This is a genomic window from [Limnothrix rosea] IAM M-220 (genome assembly GCF_001904615.1).
In the GTDB taxonomy this organism is placed as follows: domain Bacteria; phylum Cyanobacteriota; class Cyanobacteriia; order Cyanobacteriales; family MRBY01; genus MRBY01.
Genome location: NZ_MRBY01000023.1, coordinates 1 through 16,764, shown reverse-complemented (window position 1 = coordinate 16,764; position 16,764 = coordinate 1). Strand labels below are relative to the sequence as shown.

At 44.5% G+C, this 16,764-nt stretch carries 16 protein-coding genes, 1 tRNA gene and 1 other annotated feature; of the genes, 15 read left to right on the top strand and 2 right to left on the bottom strand.

The window, feature by feature from the left end:
- Positions 1-124: 124 nt before the first annotated feature.
- The 9 genes from NIES208_RS10455 to rplL all read left to right on the top strand — a co-directional run bounded on the left by NIES208_RS10455 (position 125) and on the right by rplL (position 5,817).
- On the top strand, positions 125-1,723 hold the full coding sequence (locus tag NIES208_RS10455) for an iron uptake porin (RefSeq protein WP_075892476.1): 1,599 nt from the start codon (positions 125-127) through the stop codon (positions 1,721-1,723).
- A 184-nt stretch (positions 1,724-1,907) separates the two neighbouring features.
- On the top strand, positions 1,908-2,270 hold the full coding sequence (rplS, locus tag NIES208_RS10450) for a 50S ribosomal protein L19 (RefSeq protein ID WP_075892474.1): 363 nt from the start codon (positions 1,908-1,910) through the stop codon (positions 2,268-2,270).
- A 66-nt stretch (positions 2,271-2,336) separates the two neighbouring features.
- Positions 2,337-2,409, top strand: a tRNA-Trp gene (locus tag NIES208_RS10445).
- Positions 2,410-2,470: 61 nt separating this feature from the next.
- Positions 2,471-2,698: a preprotein translocase subunit SecE gene (gene secE, locus NIES208_RS10440; protein WP_075892472.1), complete on the top strand. Its 228-nt coding sequence runs from the start codon at positions 2,471-2,473 to the stop codon at positions 2,696-2,698.
- A gap of 22 nt (positions 2,699-2,720) precedes the next feature.
- Positions 2,721-3,329 carry a transcription termination/antitermination protein NusG gene (gene nusG / locus NIES208_RS10435; protein WP_075892470.1) on the top strand — a complete coding sequence of 203 codons (609 nt, stop codon included), beginning with the start codon at positions 2,721-2,723 and terminating at the stop codon, positions 3,327-3,329.
- Positions 3,330-3,331: 2 nt separating this feature from the next.
- The gene (gene rplK / locus NIES208_RS10430; protein WP_075892468.1) at positions 3,332-3,757 is read left to right on the top strand and encodes a 50S ribosomal protein L11; all 426 of its coding nucleotides are present in this window, start codon (positions 3,332-3,334) and stop codon (positions 3,755-3,757) included.
- Between the two features lie 102 nt (positions 3,758-3,859).
- A complete protein-coding gene (rplA, locus tag NIES208_RS10425; protein WP_075892466.1) occupies positions 3,860-4,579 on the top strand; it encodes a 50S ribosomal protein L1 in 720 nt (239 codons plus the stop codon).
- Between the two features lie 32 nt (positions 4,580-4,611).
- Positions 4,612-4,768: a sequence feature (ribosomal protein L10 leader region), on the top strand.
- Between the two features lie 42 nt (positions 4,769-4,810).
- A complete protein-coding gene (gene rplJ / locus NIES208_RS10420; protein ID WP_075892464.1) occupies positions 4,811-5,338 on the top strand; it encodes a 50S ribosomal protein L10 in 528 nt (175 codons plus the stop codon).
- 89 nt (positions 5,339-5,427) lie between these two features.
- Complete coding sequence (gene rplL / locus NIES208_RS10415; protein WP_075892462.1) at positions 5,428-5,817, top strand: 50S ribosomal protein L7/L12; 390 nt, start codon at positions 5,428-5,430, stop codon at positions 5,815-5,817.
- A 275-nt stretch (positions 5,818-6,092) separates the two neighbouring features.
- On the opposite strand, the gene gatA is transcribed toward rplL, so the two are convergent.
- Positions 6,093-7,547, bottom strand: coding sequence for an Asp-tRNA(Asn)/Glu-tRNA(Gln) amidotransferase subunit GatA (gene gatA / locus NIES208_RS10410; protein WP_075892460.1), 1,455 nt, complete (start codon positions 7,545-7,547; stop codon positions 6,093-6,095).
- Between the two features lie 250 nt (positions 7,548-7,797).
- Between gatA and NIES208_RS10405 the strand changes: the two genes are divergently transcribed.
- From NIES208_RS10405 to tkt, 3 genes are all read left to right on the top strand, one after another.
- Positions 7,798-8,037 (top strand): acyl carrier protein, encoded by a 240-nt coding sequence (locus NIES208_RS10405; RefSeq protein WP_075892458.1) that lies wholly within the window; start codon positions 7,798-7,800, stop codon positions 8,035-8,037.
- A gap of 165 nt (positions 8,038-8,202) precedes the next feature.
- The gene (gene fabF, locus NIES208_RS10400) at positions 8,203-9,456 is read left to right on the top strand and encodes a beta-ketoacyl-ACP synthase II (RefSeq protein ID WP_075892456.1); all 1,254 of its coding nucleotides are present in this window, start codon (positions 8,203-8,205) and stop codon (positions 9,454-9,456) included.
- 155 nt (positions 9,457-9,611) lie between these two features.
- Positions 9,612-11,618: a transketolase gene (tkt, locus tag NIES208_RS10395; protein WP_075892454.1), complete on the top strand. Its 2,007-nt coding sequence runs from the start codon at positions 9,612-9,614 to the stop codon at positions 11,616-11,618.
- 117 nt (positions 11,619-11,735) lie between these two features.
- Here tkt and NIES208_RS10390 read toward each other — a convergent pair whose 3' ends face one another.
- The gene (locus tag NIES208_RS10390) at positions 11,736-12,353 is read right to left on the bottom strand and encodes a hypothetical protein (protein WP_075892452.1); all 618 of its coding nucleotides are present in this window, start codon (positions 12,351-12,353) and stop codon (positions 11,736-11,738) included.
- 227 nt (positions 12,354-12,580) lie between these two features.
- Between NIES208_RS10390 and NIES208_RS10385 the strand changes: the two genes are divergently transcribed.
- The 3 genes from NIES208_RS10385 (at position 12,581) to NIES208_RS10375 (ending at position 16,500) form a co-directional block, all read left to right on the top strand.
- Complete coding sequence (locus NIES208_RS10385; protein WP_075892450.1) at positions 12,581-15,322, top strand: valine--tRNA ligase; 2,742 nt, start codon at positions 12,581-12,583, stop codon at positions 15,320-15,322.
- A 16-nt stretch (positions 15,323-15,338) separates the two neighbouring features.
- The gene (locus NIES208_RS10380) at positions 15,339-15,749 is read left to right on the top strand and encodes a hypothetical protein (protein ID WP_075892448.1); all 411 of its coding nucleotides are present in this window, start codon (positions 15,339-15,341) and stop codon (positions 15,747-15,749) included.
- A 553-nt stretch (positions 15,750-16,302) separates the two neighbouring features.
- The gene (locus NIES208_RS10375) at positions 16,303-16,500 is read left to right on the top strand and encodes a hypothetical protein (protein WP_075892446.1); all 198 of its coding nucleotides are present in this window, start codon (positions 16,303-16,305) and stop codon (positions 16,498-16,500) included.
- Positions 16,501-16,764: the final 264 nt, after the last annotated feature.

Genomic DNA, 16,764 nt, shown 5'->3' with positions numbered 1-16,764 from the left:
AGCTTTCACTTATCAACATGGCAAAGACCTTTTATTGCAAATCTGTTGCAATTGATGCTTTATGTATACTATGCTACCTTTGCCTAACGTATTAATAAATTCAGGTGTGAGGCTTGATTTAACTATGTCGAACAAAACAAGAAAACTTTTTGCTGGTACCTCTCTCGCCCTCAGTGCGACAGTTGCCTTATCCAGCGCGGCGATCGCAGAAGATAGCCAAGCAGTAATTGACCAGATTAGTCAATACAACGATGCAAACTCTTTCGCCCAAGTAAATAGCGTATTTCAACTACGCGATGTTGCACCTTCCGACTGGGCATTCGACGCACTCCGTAACCTTGTTGAGAAATACAACTGTATCGTAGGTTATCCCGACGGTACATTCCGTGGTAACCGTCCCCTCAGCCGTTACGAATTTGCAGCAGGCCTCAACGCTTGTATGCAACAAATCGAGCGCCTCATCATCGGCGGAGGCTCCGACGTTGACGCAGCAGACATTACCCGTCTTCGTGCCCTTGTTCAAGAATTTGAAGCAGAACTAGCAACCCTCGGTGCACGCGTCGACGACATCGAAGGCCGCGTTGAATTCCTCGAAGACAACCAATTCTCCACCACCACAAAACTGAATGGTGAAGTAATCTTCAACCTCGCCGCTGCTTTGAGCCCAGAAGACAAAGTCAACGGAAGCGGTGATGACACAGATGATGAAGTTGTTTTTTCTAATCGTGTTCGTCTCAACCTAGATACCAGCTTTACTGGAAAAGATCGCCTCCGCACTCGTCTACAAGCTGCTAATATGCCGCGCTTTGACCGTGCCACTGGCGTTGATGCTGCTCGTCTCGGTTATGACAGCGGTGGCGATAACAACGTGACAGTCAGCAAACTATGGTATCGCACTCCCCTCGGTAACAAAGCAACTTTCCATGTTGGTACTGTCGGTCTTGGCTTAGATGATATTTTTGATGTAACTAACCCTAAGTTTGCAAGCAGTGGCGGTGGCGCATTAACCCGTTTCGGTCGCTTTAATCCCATCTATCGTGGCCCTAGTGGTGCTGGTGTCGGTCTTAACCTTGATTTTACAGACCGTGTTTCTTTCTCCGCAGCCTACCTCACAGGTGATGCAAATGATCCTACAGACAAGAATGGTTTATTTAATGGAAGCTACAGCCTTGGTGCACAGCTTGACTTCAAGCCCGCTGATCGCTTCATGCTGTCTGCCACTTACGTGAACCGCTACCAAAAAACTGGAGATGTCAACCTCTCCGGTAGCACAGGAAGTGCGCTTGCCAATGACTTCACATCTGATAACGCAGCCGCCTCCTCCAACAGTTTTGGAGTACAAGCAAGCTGGAAGGCTGCCGAAAAGCTCAATATTGCTGGTTGGGTAGGTTATACCGATGCTTCAGTTGAAGACCCCAATGCTTCTGGCGATGCTGATGTCTTAAATTGGGCTGTTAATGCTGCAATTTCTGATGTCGGTGGTGACGGTAATGTTCTTGGCCTAATCTTTGGTCAAACTCCCAATCTTATTGATGGTGAGTTTAATCAAGTTGATGTCGACAGTAACACTGACACCTCCTACCTCGCCGAGCTGCAGTATCGCTATAAGCTTAGCGACAACATTACTATCACTCCCGGTGCATACGTAATCTTCAACCCTAACGAGAACGATAACAACGATGCTGTTTGGGTCGGTACCCTACGTACTACCTTTAAGTTCTAGTAGAGATAGATAGACTGTGTTGATTACACATTTCTACTGAGTAGAAATAGAAAAAGTGAGTCTTATCGGCTCACTTTTTCTATTGCAAAATCTTATCAAAAAAAATACTAGATACGATGTCCGAATCTTTTTGACTTAAAAAGAATTTGAACATACAATGAGAAATTGTGAGTTTTTTAAAGCCATGAATGCTGAAGCAATTATTAACTCCATCGAATCTGAGCACCTAAAGGATGATCTTCCGACTATCCATGTAGGTGATACAGTTCGTGTTGGAGTCAAAATCAAAGAAGGCAATAAAGAAAGGGTTCAGCCCTACGAAGGCACCGTTATTGCTATGCGAAACGGTGGTATTAATGAAACCATCACTGTACGCAAAATTTTTCAGGGTGTAGGAGTAGAAAGAGTCTTTTTACTTCATTCTCCCCTCGTTGACAACATTAAAGTGATGCGACGCGGTAAAGTTCGTAGAGCAAAACTTTACTATCTTCGTGATCGCGTTGGTAAGGCAACTCGCATCAAGCAACGTTTCGACCGTCCTATCTAAGTCGAGGCTTGCTTCCCTTGAAAAACATGCTATACTTGCTAAGGCTTATTTGATGAAAGTCAACTAGCGTCCTTAGTTCAGTTGGTAGAACGCAGGTCTCCAAAACCTGATGTCGGGGGTTCGAGTCCTCCAGGGCGCGTTTGAAATTAGATTAAAATTTAGTTGCAAAATACTAATGCTCTGGGGAGGAGTTTTTAGCTGTGGCAAAAACCAAAAAAGCAGTCGACACGGAAGAACAGAAATCTGAAAGTTTTGATGCGGTTCAATACGCTAACGAAACTAAAGAAGAGCTCGCTAAAGTTGTTTGGCCATCTCGCCAGCAGCTATTCAGTGAGTCAGCTGCGGTCATTCTGATGGTGACTCTTGTCGCAACTGTTGTATATGTTGTTGATAATCTGTTCATCTGGGTTTCCGGCAAGGTATTTTAGAAACTCCTAGAACTTATTTGTAATGGAAGAACAACATTCAGAACAACAGCAAGGAGTGCAAGCTGGCGTAAAGCCTCGGTGGTATGCCGTACAGGTTGCCTCCGGATGTGAAAAAAGAGTTAAGGCTAGTCTTGAGCAACGAATTCATACTCTGGATGTCGCGGATCGTATCCTTCAGGTTCAGATTCCCCAGACTCCAACAGTAAAAATTCGTAAGGATGGCAGCCGTCAACATAGTGAAGAAAAGGTGTTTCCTGGCTATGTCTTGATTCAGATGATTCTTAACGACGAGGCTTGGCAAGTTGTTAAAAACACGCCCCACGTCATTAATTTTGTCGGGGCTGAGCAAAAGCGTAGTACTGGTCGTGGTAGAGGTCATGTAAAGCCTGTCCCTCTAAGCCGAGCCGAAGTTGAGCGCATCTTTAAGCGAGCTCAAGTTGCTGAACCCACTGTTAAAGTTGATATGGAAGTTGGAGACAAGATTATGGTTTTGTCTGGTCCTTTCAAAGATTTTGAAGGTGAGGTTGTTGAGGTTAGTCCTGAACGAAGCAAATTAAAGGCTCTCTTGTCAATTTTTGGTCGAGATACTCCGGTAGAACTCGAATTTAATCAAGTAGAAAAACAGAGCTAGCAATGGCAAAAAAAGTAGTTACGTTAATTAAGTTGGCTTTGCCTGCTGGTAAAGCTAATCCTGCGCCTCCTGTTGGTCCCGCTTTGGGTCAACATGGTGTTAATATCATGGCGTTTTGCAAGGAATATAATGCTAAAACCTCTGATAAGGCTGGCATGGTTATTCCTGTGGAGATTTCTGTTTATGAAGACAGAAGTTTCACCTTTATTCTCAAAACTCCTCCTGCTTCTGTGCTGATTCGTAAGGCAGCTGGTGTTGAAAAGGGTTCGGGTCAACCCAATAAGGATAAGGTCGGAACAATTACTAGAGCTCAACTTAAAGAGATTGCTGAGACTAAAATGCCTGATCTTAATGCTAATGATATTGAAGCTGCAATGAAGATTGTTGAAGGTACTGCCCGTAATATGGGTGTGACTCTCGCTGATTAAAAGATTGACTTCTATTCGTAATTAGTTGTCTTTATTTTTTGTTCACAAGTTATTTTGTTATTGGGGAGAGGCGTGTGTCTCGTTTGTACCCAAGGAGTTTTTATGGCAAAGAAATTGTCTCGTCGTTTTCGCGAGGCTCAAGAGAAGGTTCAGGATCATGTCTATGAACCTCTTGAGGCTCTCCAATTGTTAAAGGAAACTGCTACTGCTAAGTTTGATGAAACTGCTGAAGCTCACATTCGCTTAGGGATTGACCCGAAGTACACAGATCAGCAATTGCGCACAACGGTTGGCTTCCCTAAGGGAACTGGTCAGTCTGTTCGGGTTGCGGTAATCACCAGTGGTGAGCAGGTCAAGGTGGCTGAGGAGTCTGGTGCTGATCTTGTGGGCTCTGAAGAGCTGATTGAGGATATTCAGAAGGGCATGATGGATTTTGAAATTCTGATTGCAACGCCTGATATGATGCCTAAGGTGGCGCGTCTCGGTCGTCAGCTTGGTCCTCGTGGTTTAATGCCTTCTCCTAAGGGTGGTACTGTTACTACTGATGTTGTGGCGGCGATCGCCGAATTCAAAGCAGGTAAGCAAGAATTTCGCGCCGACCGGGCCGGTATTGTTCACGTACTGTTTGGAAAATCTTCTTTCTCAGCGGAAGATCTTCTGGTAAACTTAAAAACTCTTCAGGAAACGATTGATCGTAATCGTCCCTCTGGAGCAAAGGGACGCTACTGGCGTAGCGTTTACGTATCCGCTTCAATGGGACCTTCCATCGAAGTTGATATCAACGCCCTTCGCGACTTGAACCTCGAAGAGCAAGCTTCTTAATCTCATAGTTCGTAGATTAACTAATCACTAACTAAATATTTGTATCACTACCACAGACAGCAGGTGCAACGAATTTTGCTTAATTACCTGCCGAGGTACTACGCTACATCAACAAGTTTTTCCAAAATTAATTTGGAGAATTGAGCGTGACCTTGGCATTTAGATGTCAGGGTCTATTTTTATCGCTCTCCCCCCTATTAACCTTTCCCGATAAAAGGAGGTGAAAACGTAATGGGAAAATCATTAGCTGAAAAGAAAGTTTTAGTAGAAGAAATTCAAGGATTTCTTGAAGACGCCCATTTGACATTTGTGATTGATTACAAAGGTCTTACCGTCGCTGAAATTTCCGATTTACGCAACCGTCTTCGTCCCGTCGGCGCATCGTGCAAAATTGCTAAAAACACTTTGATGCACAAAGCCGTTGAAGGTGACGAAAATTGGCAACCGATGCAATCTTTACTTAAGGACTCTTCCGCCTTTTTGATTGCTGGTGAAGATGTTGCATCTGCGGTCAAAGCTTATAAAGACTTCCGTAAAGCTACGAAGAAAACTGAACTTCGCGGCGGTGTAATGGAAGGCCAAGCTTTAGATAGTGCTCAGGTGGAAGCACTTGGCGATCTACCGACAAAAGACCAACTTTATGGTCAGATTGCTGGTGCTCTCAATGCTGTTACTGCCAAGATTGCTATTGGAATCAACGAAGTACCTGGTTCTTTGGCAAGAGCATTGCAAGCTGTTTCCGAAAAAGAAGCGGCTTAACGACTAAGGTTGCATAATTGCAATTTTGTTTTACGCAACCTTGATCAATCGATTTTACGAGTAAATTTTTATTTTAAGGAGATATCCTAATGTCTGCAGTTACTGATGAAATTTTGGAAAAGTTGCAATCTCTCACTCTCTTAGAGGCTGCTGAGCTTGTTAAGCAAATCGAGGACACTTTTGGTGTTAGTGCTGCTGCTCCCGTCGGTGGCATGGTAATGGCTGCTCCCGGTGCTGCTGGCGCTGCTGAGCCTGAAGAAGAGAAGACTGAATTTGATGTTATTCTCGAAGAAGTTCCTGCTGCTAAGAAGATTGCTGTTCTTAAGGTTGTTCGTGGCGTAACTGGCCTTGGTCTCAAGGAAGCTAAGGGTCTTGTTGAAGAAGCACCTAAGGCAATTAAAGAAGCTACTGGCAAAGAAGACGCTGAAGAAATCAAAGCAAAGCTTGAAGAAGCTGGTGCTAAAGTTAGCATCAAGTAATTTTCTGGTTAGTACAGATAATTGATTAGTTATTGTTTGTATTACCTTGAGGGATTACTTATAGTCATTTCAAGCAAATTCTGTTGGGACTTGATGCGTCAAATCTCGCTAATGAAAAATTAACGGACATTCATGTTTCGTTAAGGTTCGAAATGACTATATTGTTCAAAGTGAATATTTGCTAGGAAAGGCGGGCGTTCTGGGAACATCCGCCTTTCTGGTTTTGTGTAAATGTGTAAATTAAATTTGCCGGTTAAATTTGTCGGTGCAGTGGTTTACGACAGACGAGCTGTTTGTTTATGCCATTCGGTTGATTGCTCGTAGGCATGGGCTACTTGGAAAAGCAGATTTTCTTGGAGAACATTGCCAATTAATTGCATGCCGATAGGTAATCCTTGTTTGTCAAAACCGCAGGGAACGCTCATCGCTGGCAAACCTGCTAAGTTGACCGGAATGGTCATTAAGTCTGACAAGTACATACTCAAGGGATCATTTGTTTTTTCTCCTGCCTTAAAAGCCGTAGTTGGTGAGGTTGGGCAGATTAGCACGTCAACTTTCGAGAAGGCTGCATCAAAATCTTGCTTAATCAGGGTTCTAACTTTTTGTGCTTTTAAGTAGTAAGCGTCGTAATAGCCAGCAGATAGTGTGTAAGTACCCAACATTATTCGGCGTTTAACTTCTGCGCCGAAGCCTGTTGCCCTAGTTTGGGTATACATTTCCATTAAGTTGCCAGCGTCTTGGTTGCGCACACCATATTTAACTGCGTCGTAGCGAGCGAGGTTTGCGGAGGCTTCTGACGGGGCAATGATGTAGTAGGCTGGTAGGCCATAGCGAAAGCGTGGACAGGAAATGATTTCAACTTCTGCGCCAAGTTTTTTGAATTGTTCGATGGCTTGGTTAACGGTTGCTTCGACTTCTTTGTCTAGGCCTTCTCCGAAGGTTTCTTTAATGATGCCAATTTTTAAGTCTGGTTTGAGGTCAGTGCTTAGGGCTTGACTGTATGTGGGAATTTCAACGTCTAAGCTTGTGGAGTCTTTTGCGTCATAGCCGGCGATCGCCTCTAACAAAATCGCGGCATCTTCAACGGTTTTCGCAAAGGGGCCGATTTGGTCTAGAGAAGAAGCGTAGGCTACTAATCCAAAGCGAGATACGAGGCCATAGGTCGGTTTCATGCCCACAACGCCACATAATGAAGCTGGCTGGCGAATAGAGCCACCTGTATCGGAGCCAAGGGAAATGGGAGCTTCACCAGCTGCTACTGCTGCTGCTGAACCACCAGAAGAGCCACCGGGGACACGCGTCACATCCCAAGGGTTTCCGGTAACTTGATAGCCAGAGTTTTCTGTGGAACTTCCCATGGCAAATTCGTCGAGGTTCGTTTTACCCACCATAATTGCGCCAGCGTCTTTTAATTTTTGGGTGACGGTGGATTCGTAGGTCGGGACAAAGCCTTCAAGGATTTTAGAGCCACAGGTTGTGGTGATCCCCTTCGTACACATATTGTCTTTGATGGCAATGGGAATACCTTCGAGTAAACCAATGTCTTTGCCCGCGGCAATTTTGTCATCAACAGCTTTGGCTTGGGCGATCGCCTGCTCTTGGGTCAAGGTTAAAAAAGCTTTTACATCCGGCTCTACTGCTTGAATGCGTGCAAAAGTGTCTGTCAAAATCTCAACAGCAGAACGTTCCTTGGAAATTAACTGTTGATGTAGTGCGCGGATGGCTGACATTATTGGTCTCTTCTCTCGTTCTTAATACCGAAACCAGTGTATCTATTCGCCTTCGTTCCTGACAATCATCCAGGGAAAAATATTTTTCGGCGATCGCCTCAGTAACGGAACCACCATCCGATACAATAATTGAAGTTTATGCTAATTTAGTAAGTCTGTTTCTCGCTAGCACGACGAAATGCTAAATTGATGAGCGCTTATTTTTAAAGCTCAAATTGCGCTTAAACAAACTTTAGGAATCATCAATTCAATGAACCAAGAAATTTTTGACAAAATCAAAGGTATTATCGTCGACCAACTGGATGTCGATGCCGACTCTGTCACTCCCGAAGCTAATTTTATTTCTGACCTAGAAGCAGACTCCCTAGATACAGTAGAGCTCATTATGGCCTTCGAAGAAGAGTTTGATATTGACATTCCTGATGAAGTTGCTGAGCAAATTACAACTGTCGGTGAAGCAGTGAAAATTATTGACTCCAAAGCTGACTAGTTCAGCTTTAGAACGGTTATGTAATTCTAGTTGTAGAGCTGCGACTTTTTAATAAGTAATCGCGGCTTTCTGGCTAGATTTGTTGTTTAAAGCGACGTTCTTATCACGTCCTGAGTGGACAACGAAGTTACCTTCTCCCCACTGCAAATAGATTTAATCCTTATTATGGCAAACTCATCTCTGCATCGCGTTGTGATCACTGGCTTGGGGGCAATTACCCCCATTGGCAATACCCTCGAAGAATACTGGGACGGCTTGATGGCTGGTCGCAACGGTATTGACCTGATTACAGCTTTTGACGCATCGGAGCATGCTTGTCGTATTGGGGGAGAAGTTAAAGGTTTTAACCCCTTTGAATTTATTTCAAAAAAAGAAGCCAAGCGTATGGACCGCTTTTCCCAATTTGCCGTTGCAGCGAGTAAGCAGGCGATCGCCGATGCGGGACTCATCATTAATGAAGATAATGCACCAGATGTCGGTGTGATGATTGGCACTGGAGTTGGTGGCCTCAAGGTATTAGAAGACCAGCAAACAATTTATTTAGAGAAGGGCCCCAGTCGTTGTAGCCCGTTCATGATTCCGATGATGATCGGCAATATGGCAGCCGGTTTAACCGCCATTCATACCGGTGCTCAAGGCCCAAATAGTTGTACTGTAACAGCTTGTGCTGCTGGCTCTAACGCCGTCGGCGAAGCATTTCGTTTAGTACAACGAGGCTACGCAAAAGCCATGATTTCTGGTGGCACAGAAGCTGCGATTACTCCCCTCAGTTATGCCGGATTTGCTTCTGCCCGTGCTTTATCCCGTCGTAATGACGATCCAAAACATGCTTGTCGTCCCTTTGATAAAGATCGAGATGGATTTGTGATGGGTGAAGGCGCAGGCATTCTTATCCTTGAGGAGTTGGAGCATGCGATCGCCCGCGGCGCAAAAATTTATGGTGAAATTGTCGGTTACGGTATGACCTGCGATGCCTACCACATGACCGCACCAACACCAGAAGGAACTGGGGCAACTCGTGCCATTGAATTGGCTTTGAAAGATGGTGGCTTAGCACCGAACGAAGTGAATTACGTTAATGCCCACGGTACAAGTACTCCCGCCAACGACATCACCGAGACAAAAGCAATTAAACGAGCTTTAGGTGACCAAGCCTATAAAATTTTAGTCAGTTCGACAAAATCCATGACGGGTCACTTACTCGGTGGCTCTGGTGGCATTGAAGCTGTTGCCACAGCCATGGCGATCGCCAATGATCGTGTACCTCCCACGATTAACTTGGAAGAACCCCAAGAAGGATGCGATTTAGACTACGTTGCCAATGAAAGCCGCGAACATAAAATAGAAGTTGCCCTATCGAATTCTTTTGGTTTTGGTGGCCATAACGTGACATTAGCATTCAAAAAATACCACCCCTAATAAATGTTATCGATTTGACAGAAATCATTCTTGCCCATCGATCCCAACAGTGGGATGATGAGTGTAATTTTGGGGAGAGCCCATCGCCATACTCGATGTATTGGTAACCCTTTATAGTTTTTCCTATTTGTTGTTTACAGTCAGAAATACGCACTATGACCGTTGCTACCCAATCTATTGACCAACTTTGTATTAATGCAATTCGCTTTTTAGCAATTGATGGCGTCGAGAAGGCGAAGTCCGGTCACCCCGGATTGCCGATGGGCGCAGCTCCTATGGCTTATACCCTATGGGATAAGTTCATGCGCTTTAACCCCAAAAATCCCAATTGGGTTAACCGAGACCGCTTTGTTCTATCTGCTGGTCATGGTTCCATGCTCCAGTACGCTTTGATGTACTTGGCTGGTTATGACAGTGTTTCCCTAGAAGATCTAAAGCAATTCCGCCAGTGGAAGTCTAAGACTCCCGGTCACCCCGAAAACTTTGTTACTCCCGGCGTTGAAGTTACAACGGGTCCCCTCGGCCAAGGTATTGCGAATGGTGTCGGCCTTGCCCTTGCAGAGGCACATTTGGCTGCCCGTTTCAATAAGCCCGATGCAAAACTTTTTGATCATTACACCTACGTAATTATGGGTGATGGTTGCAACATGGAAGGTATTTCTGGCGAAGCCGCTTCCCTTGCTGGTCACTGGGGTCTCGGTAAGCTCATTGCTCTCTATGATGATAACCATATTTCCATTGATGGTTCTACCGATGTCGCTTTCACTGAAGATGTAAGTGCTCGTTTTGAGGCTTATGGTTGGCATGTACTCCATGTAGAGGATGGCAACACTGACACCGATGCGATCGCCAAAGCGATTGAAGAAGCAAAAGCTGTCACTGATAAGCCCACAATGATTAAAGTCACCACCATTATTGGTTATGGCTCCCCTAATAAAGGCAACACTGCTGGTGTTCACGGTGCAGCCCTTGGTGAATCTGAAATCGAACTAACTCGCAAGGAGCTCGACTGGAACTATGGTCCCTTTGAGGTTCCTGAAGATGCCCTCAGTCATTTCCGTAAAGCCGTTGACCGTGGTGCAAGCGCTGAAGCCGAGTGGAATCAGATTATGGCGACCTACAAGACCAAGTATGCTGACGAAGCAGCCGAACTTGAGCGTCTCCTCTCTGGTGAATTGCCTGCAAACTGGGCTGATTGCCTCCCTACAGCAACCCCTGATGTGGCTGGCATGGCGACCCGTAAGCATTCCCAAGCGACTCTTAATGCGATCGCCCCTGTATTAGATGAGTTGATCGGTGGTTCTGCTGACTTAACCCACTCCAACTTGACTGAAATCAAAGTTTCCGGCGATTTCCAGAAAGGCGCTTACGAAAACCGTAATGTTCACTTCGGTGTACGGGAACACGCCATGGGTGCGATTTGTAATGCGATCGCCCTCCATGGAACTAACTTAATTCCCTACGGCGCGACTTTCCTAATCTTCAGTGACTACATGCGGAACTCCATCCGTTTGTCTGCTCTCTCTGAGACCCGCGTAATCTGGGTGATGACCCACGATTCCATCGCCCTTGGTGAAGATGGCCCAACACACCAGCCTATTGAACAGGTTGCCTCTCTCCGTGCAATTCCCAACCTCTATGTCTATCGTCCCGCTGATGTGAACGAGACATCCGGTGCATACAAGGTCGCTGTAGAAAGTAAAAAGACTCCGACCCTCCTTGCCCTGACACGCCAAAATCTCCCCAACCTTGAAGGTAGCTCTATTGAGAAAGCCGAAAAGGGTGGTTACATTCTTTCTGACAGTGAAGGCACTCCCGATATTATTTTGATCGGTACTGGTAGTGAAGTTCAACTCTGTGTTGCCGCTGCTGATGAACTCCGTTCTACTGGTAAAAATGTTCGTGTGGTTTCCATGCCTTGTGTCGAACGTTTTGAAGAGCAAGATACTACTTACCAAGAGTCTGTACTTCCGAAGTCTGTCACCAAGCGTGTTGCGGTAGAAGCTGGCTGCACTATGAGCTGGTATAAGTATGTTGGCTTTGAAGGCGCAGTTGTTGGTGTTGACACCTTTGGTGCTTCTGCTCCCGGTGGCATCATCATGAAAGAATACGGTTTCACCGTTGAAAATGTTGTTAGCACTGCAAAAGAAGTGCTCGGTTAATTTTATCTGTTAAATTAAACTGAATTATTTGAAATTTGAAAAGGGTAAGCTTTGGCTTGCTCTTTTTTCGTTTATCGACCACCCAATTTACGATTGGTCAAAGTATTCTTGATTTTTTTATTCTGAGTCGACATCGTCAGTTGCAAAATTTCTGAGATTAAATTCTGCTGGTGCAATGTTGCCTGTGCTGAAAGGTTCAGGTGCTATGGCTTCTGGATCGGGGCGAGTATGTGGTGGGGTGAAAATATTTTCCGATAAACTCCGCGCCGTACTTCCTAATATCGGCACTGATTGGGTCGTTTTAGGGGCGATCGCCTGATCTTCTGTTCTTAAACTTTCTCCCGTTGACAGCGGACGCTGTGGCATAACGGCACTCTCATTGCTTATTTGCTTGGGGAAGCTGAGGGCGACAGGGGGAATGGCTGAATAGTTGGGATAGCCAGGGATGCTTGGTTGATTTGTTGCATATTGTGGCAGAGAGGTCGGGATTCTTAGTTCCGGACTAATGGCATAGTCACTTTCAATTGCCTCTTGACTATCTCTCGGAACGAAAACCTGATTTGATTGTTCCTCAGATACTAACGAATTATTTTCTGGTTCTGGGAAAGTCGAGTTTTCTTCCGTAACTTCATTGAGGCGATCGCCATCATTATCAGTGAACAAACTGAGGTACAGGGGAGTAATAATAGCTCCCGCAAGAAATACGCCAATGTACAACAGAGAATTTTTGTTCATGCCACCAAATTTACAAAGCTTTCCTCTTGTAACACATTTAGCTTGACAGCCCACTATCTCCCTAGGAACCTTTTCCAGAGCAAAATGTTTCTTCTCGGTAAAAAACACCATATTTTTTCGTGAGAGCAGCGATTAATTCAGCCAAAATAAACAAGGCTTGAAAATCAAGCGTTCAAATCGCTTTGAATAGCTTTAAAATTATAGTCTCAAGAACATTTAGACCTAGCATGACTAACGAAGCACCAAACCTTCCCAGCCAGTATGACCCCCACGGCACAGAAAATAAGTGGCAACAGACTTGGCTTGAGCAGCAAGTGTTTCAGGCAGACCCCAGCAAAGAAGGCGACTCTTTTTGCATCGTAATTCCGCCGCCAAATGTTACGGGCAAACTCCATATGGGTCACGCATTTAATACCTCCTTGATCGACACAATTGTGCGATATCACCGCATGAAGGGAGAAAATGTGTTGTGTTTACCCGGTACTGACCACGCGAGTATTGCCGTACAGACCATTGTCGAAAAACAGCTTAAAGCAGAAGGCAAAACCCGTTATGACCTAGGCCGCGAGAAATTTTTAGAACGAGCTTGGGCTTGGCGCGAAGAATCCGGTGGCACCATTGTGAATCAATTAAAACGCATGGGTTTGTCGGCGGATTGGTCGCGGGAAAGTTTTACGCTCGACGAAAATTTATCGGAAGCTGTCAAAAAAGCCTTTATTACCCTCTACGATGAAGGCCTTATTTATCGCGGTAATTATCTGGTTAATTGGTGTCCGGCTTCCCAATCGGCGGTGTCTGACCTTGAGGTTGAAAGCAAAGAAGTTGACGGGCATCTTTGGCATTTCCGTTATCCCTTGACCGATGGCAGTGGTTTTGTAGAAGTTGCGACCACTCGTCCCGAAACTATGCTTGGTGATACGGGCGTTGCAGTTAACCCAAATGATGAACGCTATCAACATCTCATCGGTAAGACCCTTACTTTGCCTATTGTTGGTCGTGAGATTCCGATTTTTGCGGATGAATTAGTTGATCTAGAATTTGGAACAGGTTGTGTAAAGGTAACGCCGGCTCACGATCCTAATGACTTTGAAATGGGTAAACGCCATGATTTACCGTTTATCAATATCATGAATCGTGATGGCACACTCAACGAAAATGCTGGCATGTTTGCGGGTCAGGATCGATTTGAAGCGCGTAAAAATTTAGTTGCGAAGCTGAAGGAAGATGGTGTTCTGATTAAAACGGAAGATTATCGGCACGCGGTTCCCCACAGCGATCGCGGCAAAGTTCCTGTCGAGCCTCTTTTGTCAACTCAATGGTTTGTCAAAATCGATCCGCTATCCAGCAAAACTTTGGCGTTTTTGGATGAAGATAATCAACCGAATTACGTGCCTGAGCGTTGGCGGAAAGTTTATCGTGATTGGCTCGTAAAACTGAATGATTGGTGTATTTCTCGTCAGTTGTGGTGGGGTCATCAAATTCCCGCTTGGTATGTGGTTAGTGAAACGAAGGGCGAAATTCAAGACGATACTCCCTTCGTTGTTGCCCATGATGAAGCTGAAGCCAAACAGAAGGCGATCGCCGAATATGGTGAAGATTGTCTATTAGAGCAAGATTCTGACGTTTTGGATACTTGGTTTTCTTCTGGACTCTGGCCATTTTCAACCTTAGGTTGGCCCGATGAAAACGCTCCTGATTTTCAAAAATATTTTCCAAATAGCGTTTTGGTTACAGGCTTTGACATTATTTTCTTCTGGGTTGCCCGAATGACCATGATGTCTAGCCACTTCACTGGCAAGATTCCGTTTAAAGACGTGTATATTCACGGTTTAGTGCGGGATGAAAACGGCAAGAAAATGTCGAAATCTGCCAATAACGGCATTGACCCTCTTTTAATGTGTGATCGTTATGGTACCGATGCGTTGCGTTACACATTAATTCGCGAAGTTGCTGGTGCTGGTCAGGATATTAGTCTTCAGTATGACCGGAAAACCGACGAATCCCAATCCGTTGAAGCTTCTCGAAATTTTGCGAACAAACTTTGGAATGCTGCGCGTTTTGTCATGATGAACCTAGAAGGGCAAACACCAGCTGTTTTAGGTCGCCCTGCTGATGCAGATCTAGAATTAGGCGATCGCTGGATTCTGTCACGGTTACATCAAGTGATTGCCGACACTCACCATAACCTTGCAAATTATGCCTTAGGCGAATCTGCAAAAGCTCTCTATGAATTTATTTGGGGTGATTTTTGTGACTGGTATATCGAATTAGCAAAGCCACGCTTGTATGCCAAAGAAGAAAAAGATGCTTCATCCCGTAGAGTTGCCCAGCAGATTTTGGCGTGGGTTTTAGAAGATATCCTGAAGCTTCTTCACCCTTTTATGCCTCATATCACCGAAGAGATTTGGCAGACTTTAACCCAGAGCAATGGCAACACATTTGTTGCAACTCAACCTTATCCCGCCGAGAATGAAAACCTTGTAGACAAAGCTTTAGAAACAGAATTTACTCTATTAATTGAAACAATTCGCGTCATTCGAAATCTGCGCGCCGAAGCCGGAATCAAGCCCAGCGCAACAGTTAATGTCATTTTACAAAGTGAGTCAACCCCTGAACTGACAACCTTAGAAAAAGGCGAAGCTTACATTTACAAATCGGCGAAAGTTGAAACCTTGAAACTTACTGAATCCCTTAATTCTGATCTAAAACAGGCGATCGCCGGCGTTGTGGGAACAATACAAGTATTAATTCCTTTAGAAGGTTTAGTCGATGTTCCGGCTCTTTGTGCAAAACTAGAGAAGAATTTAAGTAAAGTAGAGAAAGAAATAGCTTCTTTAAGCAGTCGTTTGAATAATCCCGGCTTTGTCAACAAAGCCCCCGAATCGGTTATTCAAAGTGCGAAAAACTCCCTCGCTGAAGCTGAAGCCCAGCAAAACATCTTGCAGGAACGGCTACAGCGCCTACAATAACCACTTTTCCTTTGTAATGCGTCACCTCGCCCAAGTTCAAATTAATCCCTTAACTGGTCATCAACAGCTACTTATTCTTGCCCATGAGCAACAAGACGGTAGCTGGAAACTTGGCGATCGTCTCGAAATTTTACTAGACCATAAGTCCTTTGCAGCAGGAATGCTAGTTATTGTAAAACTTGGCGAAGATAATTCACTTCTCAGCATTCATAACGCAACAGATTGGCTCCTTGAAGTTGTTAAACGACACTTTGCACAGGATTCAATTACACCTGATTTCATTCGTAAAGAGCAAGCAAAAATCGAGACTTGGCGGCAGGAGATCACTTCCCAAAGCCAAGATCTCACACGTCGTCAGCTAGAAATCGAAACCCGCCGTGAACAACTCGAAGAATTAGAAAAAAAGTTAGCCAATCAAGATTCCTAAAAATTCAATAGCATTTTGAGAAGTTGAATGGAACAGACGTAGGTGCTCCCCTAGAACCGAATAATACTTATAAGTACCTTGAGTCCAAATGTAGATTGTGACGCTCACTGCTAGTCCTAACTCTTCAGGCAGTGCTTAGAGCGGTCAATCTAATAGCATCTCCAGCCCATTCAATACACAAGATATCTGTTGATTTGGAGTCCACCTCAATGAGCCTTAGACGGAAAAAGCTTATATGAAAAAGCCTTTACGTTAAGTTGAAGCCGACGAATATTTCAAGCTCCTGCATAACAAGACTCTGAAGCCTATTAAATGCCTTAATCTTGATGACTTTGACTATAGACATGTAAGCATCGATGCCCGTTTTCCGCACCTTGATTCACGTCAAAGAGTAATACGCATTAGGAAGTTAATGGAAGAAGCACAATGCCATCTTCGCTATTTAGCGCCCTAATCTGCACAGATGAATCCCATCGAGAAATGTTGAGGATGGTTGAAACAGAACATCAGAAAAGCGAGGAAAAATATTTTCAAACAATAGAAGAAACTATTGATGCTCTTCTTACCGTTTTGTCTTAATCCTGACAGCTTTGACTATCAAAAGAAAATCACCTGCTATATCGAGGTTAGTTTACCTTTTTTTCCTTTCCTAGTCTGCAATATCCATGGCGACTATTCTTTGCTCGACGACATGACTAATACAAACTCCCTCATTAAACCTGTCCAAGAGCCAAAGAACAATAAGCGTTAACCATAAAGCCACAAATGTAGGATTCGGTTAGTTAGCTTATCAAAGCCAACAAAAATGCAGATTTATTTACCTAGAGCCAATGGCGGTTGCGTGACGAAAGAGAAGAGCTGTGTAGAGATGTCGAGTATATTGCGAGTTTTTTTATATTTCCGAACGATGCTAGAAGGCTTACTGAGAGTCACTTTGAGGGTATGCGAGAAGGGTATCAAAAAATATTTTCAGAAAAAGGTGTTGACATGTCGAGGGAGTGTGGTTAATATAGTT